15 protein-coding genes are annotated in these 12,840 nt (G+C 60.1%); 11 read left to right on the plus strand and 4 right to left on the minus strand.

Features of this window, described 5'->3' with window-relative positions:
* Positions 1-112: 112 nt before the first annotated feature.
* Together CLV87_RS02500 and CLV87_RS02505 are read left to right on the plus strand one after the other, a co-directional pair.
* Positions 113-904 carry an IclR family transcriptional regulator gene (locus tag CLV87_RS02500; RefSeq protein WP_099243643.1) on the plus strand — a complete coding sequence of 264 codons (792 nt, stop codon included), beginning with the start codon at positions 113-115 and terminating at the stop codon, positions 902-904.
* Positions 905-1,011: 107 nt separating this feature from the next.
* Positions 1,012-2,448, plus strand: coding sequence for an aldehyde dehydrogenase family protein (locus tag CLV87_RS02505; RefSeq protein WP_099243641.1), 1,437 nt, complete (start codon positions 1,012-1,014; stop codon positions 2,446-2,448).
* Between the two features lie 226 nt (positions 2,449-2,674).
* On the opposite strand, the gene CLV87_RS02510 is transcribed toward CLV87_RS02505, so the two are convergent.
* Together CLV87_RS02510 and CLV87_RS02515 are read right to left on the minus strand one after the other, a co-directional pair.
* Positions 2,675-3,457 carry a DeoR/GlpR family DNA-binding transcription regulator gene (locus CLV87_RS02510; protein WP_099243639.1) on the minus strand — a complete coding sequence of 261 codons (783 nt, stop codon included), beginning with the start codon at positions 3,455-3,457 and terminating at the stop codon, positions 2,675-2,677.
* Positions 3,457-3,894, minus strand: coding sequence for a MarR family transcriptional regulator (locus CLV87_RS02515; RefSeq protein WP_099244864.1), 438 nt, complete (start codon positions 3,892-3,894; stop codon positions 3,457-3,459). The genes CLV87_RS02510 and CLV87_RS02515 overlap by 1 nt, the downstream gene beginning before the upstream one ends.
* Positions 3,895-4,334: 440 nt before the next feature.
* Here CLV87_RS02515 and CLV87_RS02520 point away from each other — a divergent pair, with 440 nt between their 5' ends.
* The 9 genes from CLV87_RS02520 to CLV87_RS02560 all read left to right on the plus strand — a co-directional run bounded on the left by CLV87_RS02520 (position 4,335) and on the right by CLV87_RS02560 (position 11,795).
* On the plus strand, positions 4,335-4,826 hold the full coding sequence (locus tag CLV87_RS02520) for a ferredoxin-type protein NapF (protein ID WP_235871812.1): 492 nt from the start codon (positions 4,335-4,337) through the stop codon (positions 4,824-4,826).
* The gene (locus CLV87_RS02525) at positions 4,820-5,095 is read left to right on the plus strand and encodes a chaperone NapD (RefSeq protein ID WP_218012914.1); all 276 of its coding nucleotides are present in this window, start codon (positions 4,820-4,822) and stop codon (positions 5,093-5,095) included. Before CLV87_RS02520 ends, CLV87_RS02525 begins: the two co-directional genes overlap by 7 nt.
* A gap of 36 nt (positions 5,096-5,131) precedes the next feature.
* On the plus strand, positions 5,132-7,624 hold the full coding sequence (gene napA / locus CLV87_RS02530; RefSeq protein ID WP_099244860.1) for a nitrate reductase catalytic subunit NapA: 2,493 nt from the start codon (positions 5,132-5,134) through the stop codon (positions 7,622-7,624).
* Positions 7,625-7,649: 25 nt separating this feature from the next.
* Complete coding sequence (gene napG / locus CLV87_RS02535; protein WP_099243635.1) at positions 7,650-8,510, plus strand: ferredoxin-type protein NapG; 861 nt, start codon at positions 7,650-7,652, stop codon at positions 8,508-8,510.
* Positions 8,507-9,427, plus strand: a complete 921-nt coding sequence (gene napH, locus CLV87_RS02540; protein WP_099243633.1) for a quinol dehydrogenase ferredoxin subunit NapH — start codon at positions 8,507-8,509, stop codon at positions 9,425-9,427. Before napG ends, napH begins: the two co-directional genes overlap by 4 nt.
* Before the next feature lie 33 nt (positions 9,428-9,460).
* Positions 9,461-9,892 (plus strand): nitrate reductase cytochrome c-type subunit, encoded by a 432-nt coding sequence (locus CLV87_RS02545; RefSeq protein WP_099243631.1) that lies wholly within the window; start codon positions 9,461-9,463, stop codon positions 9,890-9,892.
* 21 nt (positions 9,893-9,913) lie between these two features.
* A complete protein-coding gene (locus CLV87_RS02550) occupies positions 9,914-10,600 on the plus strand; it encodes a NapC/NirT family cytochrome c (protein WP_099243629.1) in 687 nt (228 codons plus the stop codon).
* Between the two features lie 64 nt (positions 10,601-10,664).
* Positions 10,665-11,171 (plus strand): DUF2478 domain-containing protein, encoded by a 507-nt coding sequence (locus CLV87_RS02555; protein WP_099243627.1) that lies wholly within the window; start codon positions 10,665-10,667, stop codon positions 11,169-11,171.
* Positions 11,172-11,285: 114 nt separating this feature from the next.
* A complete protein-coding gene (locus tag CLV87_RS02560; protein ID WP_099243625.1) occupies positions 11,286-11,795 on the plus strand; it encodes a GNAT family N-acetyltransferase in 510 nt (169 codons plus the stop codon).
* 13 nt (positions 11,796-11,808) lie between these two features.
* On the opposite strand, the gene CLV87_RS02565 is transcribed toward CLV87_RS02560, so the two are convergent.
* The gene (locus CLV87_RS02565) at positions 11,809-12,039 is read right to left on the minus strand and encodes a hypothetical protein (RefSeq protein ID WP_099244858.1); all 231 of its coding nucleotides are present in this window, start codon (positions 12,037-12,039) and stop codon (positions 11,809-11,811) included.
* A complete protein-coding gene (locus tag CLV87_RS02570) occupies positions 12,039-12,737 on the minus strand; it encodes a CbiX/SirB N-terminal domain-containing protein (protein ID WP_099244856.1) in 699 nt (232 codons plus the stop codon). Before CLV87_RS02570 ends, CLV87_RS02565 begins: the two co-directional genes overlap by 1 nt.
* Between the last annotated feature and the right edge of the window lie 103 nt (positions 12,738-12,840).

The raw sequence follows: 12,840 nt of genomic DNA on the forward strand, positions 1-12,840 counted from the left end.
AAATTATCTAGGGTCGGGACCCTAAGGCCCTGTTAACAACATTCCCTAATCCCAGCTTCTTCGTTATAGCTGTGCAAACCCATTCGGATCACAGCAAAATACGGAGCGCGACATGGACGGGGACAAATCCGAAACAATCCCGACAAACCTCAGATTGCTGCTTGTGCTGGAAGAGGTCGCACGGATTGGCGTGCCCGTAACCCCGACCTCGGTCAATGACCAGATCGGCCTGCCCAAACCAACGATCCACCGGCTGTTCACCACCCTGGAAGAAGAGGGTTTTTTGCAGCGTGACATGGATGGGCGCAGCTATTCCCCCGGCCCGCGGCTGCGCGATATGGCAGGGGGCATCCTGTCCTCTCTGCGCATCCGAACCGCGCGTCAGGCGATTTTGCGCCGCCTCAGTGGTCAGATCGGCGAAACCTGTAACATCGCCCTGCCAGATCGCCACGCCATGACCTATCTGGAACGGGTCGAAACCGAATGGCCACTGCGCATTCAGCTGCCGATTGGCACGCAGGTGCCGTTTTACTGCACAGCTTCGGGCAAGATGTATCTCTCCTCGCTGACCCGAAACCACCTGCGCCGCTACCTCGAGGCCGCCGCCCTTGACCAACGCACCCCCAACACCCTGACCGATCCTGACGCCTTGGTCCGCGAGATTGCGCAGGTGCGTAAATCCGGCTACGCGCTGGATCGCGAAGAGTTCATGACCGATATGATTGCGCTGGCGGTGGCCATTCCCGATCGCCATGGCCGACTTTTGGCGACCCTGTCCTTTCACGCGCCCACGCAACGATTTGACATCGACAAAGCGCTGGATTTCCTACCCGCCCTGCGCGAAGCCGCTCAGGATCTGGCGGCACTGATGACCGATGACGGGTTGCAGGATTCAACAATTTGATCACATTTTGCAACCTTTGCTGAAATGCGCTTGAAACCCGGTGCCAGTCTTTTGCTAATGGCTCGGCTGACATTTCGCTCAGTTATTGTGCAAAAGGGGGCTGCCAGATGGCGGTGTTTGACCAGATCTTCATCGCTGGTGCGTGGCAACCCGCATCCGGGCAAAGCCTTGCCCTGATCAACCCCGATACCGAGGCACAAGAGGCGCAGTTGGTTTGCGCCAGCCCGGACCAATGCGCCGAGGCGGTCGCCGCCGCGCGCCGCGCCTTTGACGCGGGCTGGGGCCAGGCTGATCTCGCCACCCGCCGCGCCGCTTTGGAGCGGGTCATCACCCAGATCGAGGCCCGCGCCGAGGAGCTGGCGCAAACCATCAGCACAGAAATCGGTGCGCCGATTGATTTCGCCCGCAAGGGCCAGGTCGCAGCTGGCCTTGCCCATTTGCGCGCCACATTAGTCGCGCTGGATGGATTGGTCGAAGATTGCCCCCTCACCAACCACCCCGAGCATCGCTTGCGCTACGAACCGCTGGGCGTTGCCGCCCTGATCACCCCTTGGAACTGGCCACTGAACCAGGTGGCGCTCAAGCTTGGCGGAGCCTTGGCGGCAGGGTGCTGCATGGTGCTGAAACCCTCCGAACTCTCCTCGCGCACCGCGCTGGTTTTGGCCGAGGCCATGGAAGCCGCCGATCTGCCCCCCGGTGTCTTTAACCTGATCACCGGCGCGGGGGATATCGGGGCCGCGCTGGTGCAAAACCGCGATGTCGATATCGTTTCCTTTACCGGCTCCACCCGCACAGGCCGGTTCATCGCCGCCGAGGCCGCGCAGAACATGACCCGCACCGTGCTGGAACTGGGCGGCAAGTCCCCCAATATCCTGTTTGAGGATTGCGACCTGCCGCTGGCCATCACCCAGGGTCTTGCCCATTGTTTCCGCAATGCTGGTCAGTCCTGCAATGCCGCTTCGCGCATGTTGGTGGCGCGCGACATCTATGAGCGCGCGGTCGCCTTGGCTGCCGAAGGGGCGGCGCAAACCCGCGTTGATCGCCCCGCCCTGCCCGGTGCCCATATCGGCCCGCAAATCACCGCGCTGCAATATGCGCGGGTTCAGGATTATGTGTCCCAAGGGCTCGCCGAGGGCGCGCGCCTGATTGCCGGAGGTCCGGGCCGCCCCGATCACCTCGATCACGGCTTTTATTCGCGCCCCACGGTCTTTGCCGATGTCACGCCCGATATGGCAATTTTCACGGATGAGATCTTTGGCCCGGTCCTGACCATGACCCCCTTTGACAGCGAGGAAGAGGCCATCGCCCTGGCCAATCAGACTGAATACGGGCTGGCGGGCTATATCCAAACCGCCGATCCCGCGCGCGCTGATCGCGTGGCTCGGGCCTTGCGGGTTGGCATGGTGCAGATCAATGGCCAAAGCCGCGAAAACGGGGCCCCCTTTGGCGGGCGCGGCTTGTCCGGCTATGGCCGCGAAGCGGGATTGTTCGGCATCCGCGCCTTTCAGGACGCGAAATCAATCAGCGGCGCTGTGGCAGTCTAAACTCTGTCAACAAAACTCCGGATCGCTCGCGATCCGGTTCGCACCCGACCCGCCCCCCAGGGCGGGTGCGAAAACTCTGCTGTTTCATTCTCTTGGAACGCCGTGGTTTTCACAAAATGACACAGGCCGAAAAACCCGCCCTCGGGATCGGGTGCGAACCTCTGTTGTGTTATACTTGCCTATTCGACATTATTTCGAAAAGCCAATCCCCTAAGGCACCTCACCCTTATTCCAAACAAGGCGCGCCATCAGGCGCGACGACCACCTCCGTCTCCCAGCCTTTGCATTTCGCCGCCAGATCCGCGGTCAGCGGTGCATCGGTGAAAAACGTATCAATCGCCTCAAGCGAGGCAATCCGGGCCGGGGCGCTGCGGGTGAATTTGGACCCATCTGCCACCAAAAAAGTCTTGCGCGACTGGCGCAGGATGGTCTGGCTCACCCCGACCTCCTGAATGTCGAAATCCAGCAGGTCGCCATCCTTGTCCAGCGCCGAGCAGCCGATCACCGCTAGATCGACCTTGAACTGCTTGATCGTGTTGCCCGCCAGGTTCCCGACCAAACCACCATCCGTGCGCCGCAACTGCCCGCCGGTCACAATCACTTCGCAACTGCCATGCCCGGCCAGGATATTGGCCACATTCATGTTATTGGTGACAACCAGCAGATTGCGATGCCCTGACAGCGCACGCGCCACCGCCTCGGTGCTGGTGCCGATGTTCAGAAACAGCGAAATATCGTTGGGGATCTCGGCCGCGCAGGCCCGCGCAATCGCGTCTTTGACCTCGGGGTTCAGCACCCGGCGTTCCTCATAGCCGATATTCGTCGTGCCCGAGGGCAGCACTGCACCGCCATGCACGCGCTCGAGCCGCCCCTCTTCGGCAAGATCGGTCAGATCACGGCGAATGGTCTGCAAGGTTACGCCAAAATGCGCCGCCAGCCCGTCAACGGTAACTTTGCCCTCACGGCGCGCAATCTCAAGTATTTCTGGATGGCGAATGGTCTGCGACATCACTCCACCTCGCAAATAGCTGTCAGCGCGTCGATCAAGGCCTCATGCTGCTCATCGCCCAGCGCGATGCGGAACTTGTCCATGATCTCGGTGGTTTCTTCGAGATTACGATCAATCACCGCCTGCCCAGCCGGGGTGACGGACAGGTTCTGACGGCGGCGATCATCGGTATCCTGCACCCGCTCCAGCAGCCCCCGTTCCAGCATCGCCCGCACAATCCGCGTCAGGCTGGGCAACAGCAGACAGGCGCGTTCCGACACTTCGGTGGCATCAATCGTCCCGGCCTCTGACACCACTCGCAACACCCGCCATTGCTGTTCGGTAATCCCTTCTTCAACCAGCACTTTGCGGATCGGTGCCATGATATGCTCGCGCGCGCGGATCAATGTGATCGGAAGCGAGCGCGCGGTCGGGGGAAGCTTGGATCTGCTAGTCATCGAACCTGCCATTTCACGTTTGGGCCAACCTAAAGTGCTTTCGATGTTAATGGAAGTCTGGCGAAACGAAGCAGGCTTATTCAGCACACCAGTGTCTCACAGGATGCCCCGCCAAGATTCGAAGGAAGGGTGTTTCCCACAACTGTTGGCCGCGCTCCTGAACAGTTCAACGCCTTTTTCTACGCATTAAAACCTACACTTAAAATCAACCTTTCACCCCGCTGTCGCGCATCCCACCCAAAAACCCATTCCTTTTCAGAAGGCTGCGCATAAATTCCACTTACAGAATACATTCAAGGCCTTACAGTGCAAAATAATCCACCAAAGACATGACTTTCGTCAATTACCCGCAATCGGCCCGGGCCTATGCCTGATTTCAAGCCAGATTGGGGCACCCTATGCAACATCAGCCAAAACGACGCGCCTTCTTGACCGGGCGGATGAATAGACCGCTTCCGATGCGCCCTCCCGGTGCCATCGAAGAAGAAGCCTTTCAGGACACTTGCACCAAATGCGGCGACTGTGCCTCGGCCTGCCCGCAGGAAATCATCCGCTTTGATGGCGACGGGCTGCCCACTGTCGACCTGTCCACCTCTCCTTGCACCTTCTGCAATATTTGCGCCGAAAGCTGCGAGGCCGGCGCGATTGACTATGCCGATGGCTGGGATTGGCGTGCTCGGGTCGATGACAGCTGCATGTCGGCCAATGGCATCATGTGCCGCACTTGCGAAGACCAATGTGACCATCAGGCCATTCGGTTTCGCCTCCTCCCCGGTGGCCTCTCAGAAGCGCAATTTGACAGTGACGCCTGCACCGGTTGCGGGGCCTGCGCCAATGCCTGCCCCAGCGGCTCGATCTCTTTTTACACCCCGAAACAGCAACGCCCCAATCACGAAGGCCCCAATCAGGAAAGAAAGACACAGACATGCTGAATATTTGTGGCTGCCTTGTCCATGTGATGCCCGAAAAGACCGACAGCGTCGTCGCCGCCATCACCGCCACCCCCGGTTGCGAGGTGCACGCCCAGGAGGATGGGCGCATTGTCGTGACCGTCGAAGACACCGGTGACAAGCTCGCCAGCGACCAGATCATGGACATGCACCAGATCCCCGGCGTGCTGACCGTCACCCTGACCTATCACCATTTCGAACCGCTCCACGCGCAAGACGGCCCCGCAATGGCCGCTGCGCCAGCTCTCTGAGGAGGCTTTGCCATGACCAAAACCACCGATCCCCTAATGACTGACAGGCGTAAGTTTCTAAAGGCCTCGGCAGCCGCCGCCACAGCCTCAGCCGCGGGCATCACCCTGCCCAATGGCGCGACCGCACAGGTCGGAACCCCGGATATCCGCTGGGACAAGGCTGCCTGTCGGTTCTGCGGCACTGGCTGCTCTGTTCTGGTCGGCACCAAGGATGGCCGCGTTGTCGCCACCCAGGGCGACCCACAGGCACCGGTGAACCGAGGCCTGAACTGCATCAAGGGCTATTTCCTGTCCAAGATCATGTATGGCAAAGACCGCCTGACCACTCCGCTGCTGCGCAAATCAAACGGCGTCTATGACAAGAACGGTGATTTCGAGCCCGTCAGCTGGGACGAAGCCTTTGATGTCATGGCCGAAAAGTGGAAGGAAACCATCGCCAAGAAAGGCCCGACCGCCGTGTCGATGTTCGGCTCTGGCCAGTGGACTGTCTGGGAAGGTTACGCCGCCGCCAAGATGATGAAGGCCGGGTTCCGCTCCAACAATATTGACCCCAACGCCCGCCACTGCATGGCCTCGGCTGTGGCCGCCTTTATCCGCGGCTTTGGTATTGATGAACCGATGGGCTGCTATGACGACCTCGAACATGCCGACACATTTGTGCTCTGGGGCTCCAACATGGCCGAGATGCACCCGATCCTGTGGTCGCGCCTCACCAATACCCGCCTGACCAAGCCGGGGTGCGAGGTGCATGTGCTCTCGACCTTCGAACATCGCTCGTTCGAGCTGGCCGATAATGGCATGATCTTCACGCCGCAAACCGACCTGGCGATCCTGAACTACATCGCCAATTACATCATCTCCAACGGTTATGTGAACGAGGACTTCGTCAAGAACCACGTCAACATCACCAAGACCGCCACCGATATCGGCTATGGTCTGCGCCCCAACCACGAGCTGGAACAGGCCGCCGCCAATCCAAGCCATGAAGGCAAGCACGGCAAGCTGACCCCGATGTCCTTTGAGGAATATGCCGAGGCGGTTTCCAAATACACCGTTGAATATGCTTCGGAATTGTCCGGTGTCCCGGCGGCGAAACTGGAACGTCTGGCCCAGCAATACGCCGATCCAAACCGCAAGGTCATGTCGCTTTGGACCATGGGCTTTAACCAGCACACACGCGGGTCCTGGGTTAACGGGTTGATGTATAACGTCCACCTGCTGGTCGGCAAAATCGCCGAGCCGGGCAACTCGCCCTTCTCGCTCACCGGTCAGCCCTCAGCCTGTGGCACCGCGCGCGAGGTTGGCACCTTTGCCCACCGTCTGCCCGCCGATATGGTGGTCATGAAAGAGGCGCATCGCGACATCGCCGAGGCGAAATGGGGCCTGCCCAAAGGCACCATCCCGCCCAAGCCCGGCTTTCACGCCGTGTTGCAGCACCGCAAGCTCAAGGATGGTGATCTGAACTGTCACTGGGTGCAGTGCAACAACAACATGCAAGCCGCGCCGAACATGAACGAAGAAGGTTATCCGGGTTACCGCAACCCCGAAAACTTCATCACCGTGTCCGACCCTTACCCTACCGTGACCGCCCTGGCCGCCGACCTGATCCTGCCCACCGCCATGTGGGTCGAAAAAGAAGGGGCCTATGGCAACGCCGAGCGCCGCACCCAGTTCTGGCGTCAGCAAGTGGACGCGCCGGGCGAGGCGAAATCGGATGTCTGGCAGGTGATGGAATTTGCCAAACGCTTCAAGATGGAAGAGGTCTGGCCCGCCGATCTGCTTGACCAAGCCCCTGAATACCGTGGCAAAACCATGTATGAGGTGCTGTTCGAAAACGGCAAGGTCAACAAATACCCGCTGTCCGAAACAGCCGAAGGTTTCAACAACACCGAGGCCAAGCATTTTGGCTTCTATGTCCAGAAAGGCCTGTTCGAAGAATATGCCGATTTTGGCCGTGGCAAGGCGCATGATCTGGCGGACTTTGACACCTATCACCAGGCCCGTGGTCTGCGCTGGCCGGTCGTGGATGGCAAAGAGACCCTCTATCGCTTCCGCGAAGGCTATGACCCCTATGTCGAAGCTGGCAAAGGCGTGCAGTTCTACGGCAAGCCCGATGGCAAGGCCAACATCATCTTTGCGCCATTCGAACCAGCGGCTGAAACCCCGGATGATGAATATGATCTCTGGCTGGTCACCGGTCGTGTGCTGGAACATTGGCACTCTGGCTCCATGACCCGTCGTGTGCCTGAGCTGCACCGCTCTTTCCCCAGTGCAGTTCTCTACATGCACCCACAGGATGCCAAGGATCGTGGGTTGCGCCGTGGTCAGGAAATCAGCGTCTCAACCCGACGGGGCGATGTTCTAACCCGCGTCGAAACCCGGGGCCGCAACAAGATGCCTTTGGGCGTCGTGTTCATGCCTTGGTTCGACGAAGGCCAGCTCACCAACAAGCTGACCCTGGACGCAACCTGCCCGATCTCGAAAGAGACCGATTTCAAGAAATGCGCCTGCAAGGTTGAACGCGTCTAAGCGCTGACGAGAAAAGAGAACACCCATGTCCGCCGCCACCAAGCATAAACCGATGGATCGCCGTCGCTTCCTTAGGGATGCGTCGCGCGGTGTCGCCGGATGCGCTTTGGCGGGCATGGGTCTGACCCAATTCATTTCGGATGCCCGTGCGCTCCCGGCGCAAGCCATCCGTCCGCCAGGGGCGCTTGAGGAGAGCGATTTCCTGGCGGCCTGTATCCGATGCGGCCTTTGTGTGCGCGACTGTCCCTATGACACGCTCAGCCTCGCCGAGCTCGGGCATGACGGCGCGGCCACAGGGACCCCGTTCTTTACCGCGCGCGACGTGCCCTGCGAGATGTGCGAAGACATCCCTTGTGTCGTCGCCTGCCCCACCGGCGCTCTGGATCACAACCTGACCAATATTGACGATGCCGATATGGGCGTCGCCGTGCTGATCGACGAAGAGGCCTGTTTAAACGCCCTCGGGTTGCGCTGCGATGTCTGCTACCGGGTCTGCCCGGTCATCGACAAAGCAATCACACTGGAACTCAGCCCCAATACCCGCTCGGGCGCCCATGCGATCTTTATGCCGATTGTGCATTCGGACCATTGCACCGGCTGCGGCAAATGCGAAAAATCCTGTGTCCTGCCCGATGAAAGCGCCATCAAGGTGCTCCCGACGCGGCTGGCCAAGGCCCATAGCGCCGAGCATTACAAACTCGGATGGGAGGAAAACAACCCGCTGGTGGATGAGCTGATCGACCTGCCCGACCGCCTGCCGGGTTCGGGCACCGACAATCTCGCTGCGCCCGGTGGGTTCCTGCCCGGAGATATGCCTGATCCCTCCATGGAAGGCGGCTTTACCTCTTCGATTAAACTCCCTGGCACCGGGGGGGCAGGCCAATGAGCGACAAGACCCATCTGCCCGTCGGAGCCGAGGCCATCCGCGACAAAGGCTGGCTCACTGCGCATAAATACCTGCTGCTGCGCCGCGCCTCTCAGCTGTTCTTCCTGTTCCTGTTTCTCATGGGGCCGTGGTTGGGCATCTGGTGGGTCAAGGGCAACCTTTCAGGTTCCCTGACCTTTGACATCTTGCCGCTGACCGATCCGTTTATCGCGGCCCAGGGGATCATTGCCGGGCACTGGCCCGCCCTGACCGCGCTTATCGGCGCGCTGATCGTTGGCGTCGCCTATGCGCTGATCGGCGGGCGGGTCTATTGCTCCTGGGTCTGCCCAATCAACCCGGTCACCGATGGCGCGCATTGGCTGCATGACAAGCTTGGCATGACCAAAGGCTGGCAGCCCAAGCGCGAAACCCGCTATTACGTGCTGGGCATGGTCTTGGCCGTGTCCCTGTTGACCGGCACCATCGCCTGGGAATTTGTCAATCCGATCAGCATGTTGCATCGCGGCCTGATCTTTGGTGTCGGCTTTGCCTGGGCCTTTGTGCTGGCGGTCTTCCTGTTCGACTTTGCCGTGTCGCGGCGCGGCTGGTGTGGCCATCTCTGCCCTGTGGGCGCGTTTTACAACCTGCTGGGCACAGCTTCGGTGCTGCGGGTCACGGCCAAAAACCGCGCCGCCTGCGATGATTGCATGGATTGCTTTGCTGTCTGCCCCGAAAATCACGTCATCACCCCCGCCCTGCGCGGCCAGGATGACGATACCCCACTGATCCTATCCCCCGACTGCACCAATTGCGGCCGCTGCATCGATGTCTGCGCGCCAGAGGTCTTTGAATTCACCCACCGTTTCGACGCCACCCCCGCCCCGGGGCGTGTGCGAGCCAAATCAACCCCTGCGCCAAGAGCCGACAAAGCGGCCTGAGCACGCCCGCCCGGGCAAAAAAGGAGACATGATATGAAAAAGCATAGCCTTATAAGCGCCCTCTCTATCGCGGCCCTGCTTGCTGCGGGCGTCGCCATTGCCCAGCAATCCGGGGTTAAATCCCTGCGCGGGGCTGAGATCGACGAGCCGGTCGTGGTTGATCCGGTGCACAAACAGCAGGATCATGGCCGCTACACCCGCAATTACCGCCAGCAACCGCCGCTGATCCCGCATTCCACCGCGCAGTATCAGATCGATCTGAACACCAACCAGTGTCTGACCTGCCATGACTGGACCAAGGCCGGAGATCGCGGCGCGCCCACCCTCTCGATGACCCACTATCTGGGTCGCAATGGCGAACAGCTCGACAGTGTCGCCGGCACCCGCTGGTTCTGCAACCAGTGCCACGTGCCGCAGGTCGACGCCCCGGCGCTGGTCGACAACACCTTTGTACCGTCGAACTAAACGCGGGGAAGGAGCTGACCCATGTCTGATCAAAAACCCGGCCTGTTCAAAAGGTTCTTTACCCCTTCGGCGGTCTATTCCTTTGGCGGTATCCTGATCGGCGGTTTTATCGCCGGGATCGTCTTTTGGGGTGGTTTCAACTGGACCCTCGAAATGACCAATACCGAGGAATTCTGCGTCTCCTGCCACGAGATGGAGGTGAATGTGTACGCCGAATACCAAGGCACCATTCACCAGAATAACGGCTCGGGCGTGCGCGCCACCTGCCCCGATTGCCACGTGCCCAAAGACTGGACGCCCAAGATCATCCGCAAGATCCAGGCCTCCAAGGAGCTATATGGTCACTTCATCACCCATGTGGTCGACACACCCGAGAAATTCGCCGAACACCGCGCCGTCATGGCGTCGCGCGAATGGGCGCGGATGAAACGCACCGATTCCAAAGAGTGCCGCAACTGCCACAACTTCGATTACATGGATTTCACCATGCAAGAGACTCGCGCCGCCGAGAACCACCAAAAGGCCATTGACGAGGGTAAGACCTGCATCGACTGCCACCAGGGCATCGCGCATGATCTGCCGTCCAACTATCTGGAACATTACGAAAAAGTGGTTTCGGATCTGGATGACAAGGGTCTGATCCCGCCTGCGCAGGGCACCCGTTTTGCCGATGGGGCAGCCATTCGGGCGCATTTGTCCGACCAATGAGCCATTGACGCACTCCCCAAAAGGGCGTCCCATAAGGGCCGCCCTTCCTTCATGAGGTCCAAGAATGCAGATCGCCTATCTGAAATCCGCCGATGGCGTCGATGTGAATGCCACCCTCGCCGAGCTGGCGGCGCGCTTGATTGATCAAGGGCTGCAGGTGGTGGGCACCACCCAGACCAACACCGCGCGCACAGACACGCATAAATGCGATATGGATGTGCGGGTTTTGCCCGATGGCGAGATCATCCGCATCTCACAAAATCTCGGCCCGAAATCGCGCGGCTGCCAATTGGACCCGGATGCGCTGGAACAGGCGGTGGCGGCGACCCTGACCCGGCTTGAAAAGGCCGATCTGCTGATCATCAACAAATTCGGCAAACACGAGGCGGATGGGCGCGGCTTTCGCGAGGTGATCGCTGCGGCATTAGAGCTGAACATCCCGGTTCTGGTGGGCACCAATGGCTTGAACCTGCAGGCCTTTCTGGAATTCACCGATCATTCTGCCAGCGAACTGCCCGCTGATATCGAGCAACTGACCGCCTGGGCCAACACCCTGCGCCGCGCGGCCTGACGGGGGGGGCGCTGCCCCCGTCTGCCAAGGAAGACTCCCCCGGGATATTTTGAGCCCAAAGAAACCGTGAGATCGTGGTTTCAAAAGCGCTAAAAACCTGCCATCACCCGGGCCATGACCATACGCCGTGCCACCATTGACGATGCGTCCAGCCTCGCCGCGATTTCGATCGAGGTCTGGATCGGAACCTATCTCAAGCACGGTGTCTCGGCATTCTTTGCCGATTATGCCTTGAACACCTTTCGTGCGGAGAAGCTGGCGCAGCTGATCACTGATGACCGCCAGTCGATCTTGGTCTCGGAAGAGGCAGAAGGGATTGTTGGTTATGTCCGGCTTGCGACAGCCAGCCCCGCCCCGGTGCCGGGCTGTTCTGACACCGAGATCGCGACGTTTTACCTCCAGCCGCGCCATCATGGAAAAGGCATTGGCAAAACCCTGTTTGAGGCAGCCTTGGAGGAATGTCGTGCCAAGGGCATTGCCTCGCTCTGGCTGACCACCAATGCCGAAAACGACCCAGCGATCGGGTTTTACCTGGCGCAGGGGTTCCAGCGCGACGGTGAGACATATTTCGAGATCGAAGATCAGAAATATCTCAACCACGTCTACACTTATCAGATCGAGTGATCCTAGGGCCTGTTCAGGCCCGCCCCTCCGCCTCGTCGATCAACCCCTGCACCCAATGCGCCATCAGGTAATTGGCCGGCACACCCAAAGGAATTGCCAGGATCAGGGCGGTCAAAGGTGGCATAGCGGGGATGCCAAGCGCTTGCAGCATCAAGAAAAGCAGGAACAAATTGATCGCCACCGCGGCGGCGACAAACGGATAGAGGATCAGTTTCAATTTGAACGTGGTCTTGCGCAACATCATCACGCTGCCTCCTGACTTTCCGCGCGCAGCGCCTGCGCGATGATCTCGGCCGTTTCGGGCCATTCGATAAAGGAGGGCAGCACCGCCCCCTCAAACCCGGCCTGCTCCAGCGCCTCGGGCACGTCATCCAGCATATGCCCGGCCACCAGCGCGAAAAACGGCAGGCAGATCGCCTGGCCAAGGTCGCGCGCGGCGGGTTCCAGAAAGGGCTCTTGTTCGACAAACCCGGTGCGGATCTCGCGAAACCCCATGCGCTCTTGCAGGGCGGTTGCGAAATCCTGCGCCGCATCGGCGCTGCGCTTGGACACGGCTGAGCCATGCGCCGCCACCAGAACCGCCGTTTCATCCGCCTGCCAGTCACGCGCGGCCAATTCCCGCGCCAGCCGTGTTTCGACCAGGGTCAACAGGGCGGGATCAACGCCAAACGGTGTCATGGGCGAGAGACCAAACGGGGCCAGCCGTTTTGGCAAAACCCGCCCGGTGAAATAGCCCTGCGCCATGAAATAGGGGTAGATCAGCGGGGCCGCCATTCTGCCCAGCTTTTCCTCCAACCGTTCCGGCGCGGCCAAGGTTGCGCTTTTGACGTGCCATCCGGGCAGATAAAAAGCCACGCGCACCGCCAAAGCCGCCAGCGCCGCCTCTTGCGTTTCAACATCCGAGGGGCTGCCATGGGTGACTAAAAGGGCGCTTTGCGGCATTGGGGTGATCCTTGCACAAGGGTTTGGCAAGGATATAACCCGCGCGCCGCCAAGGGCAATCGGATTGCCCGTCAGCGCCGCGCCCACTGCAACCGCCTCAAAC

Source organism: Pelagimonas phthalicica, from assembly GCF_004364805.1.
Taxonomy (GTDB): Bacteria; Pseudomonadota; Alphaproteobacteria; order Rhodobacterales; family Rhodobacteraceae; genus Pelagimonas; species Pelagimonas phthalicica.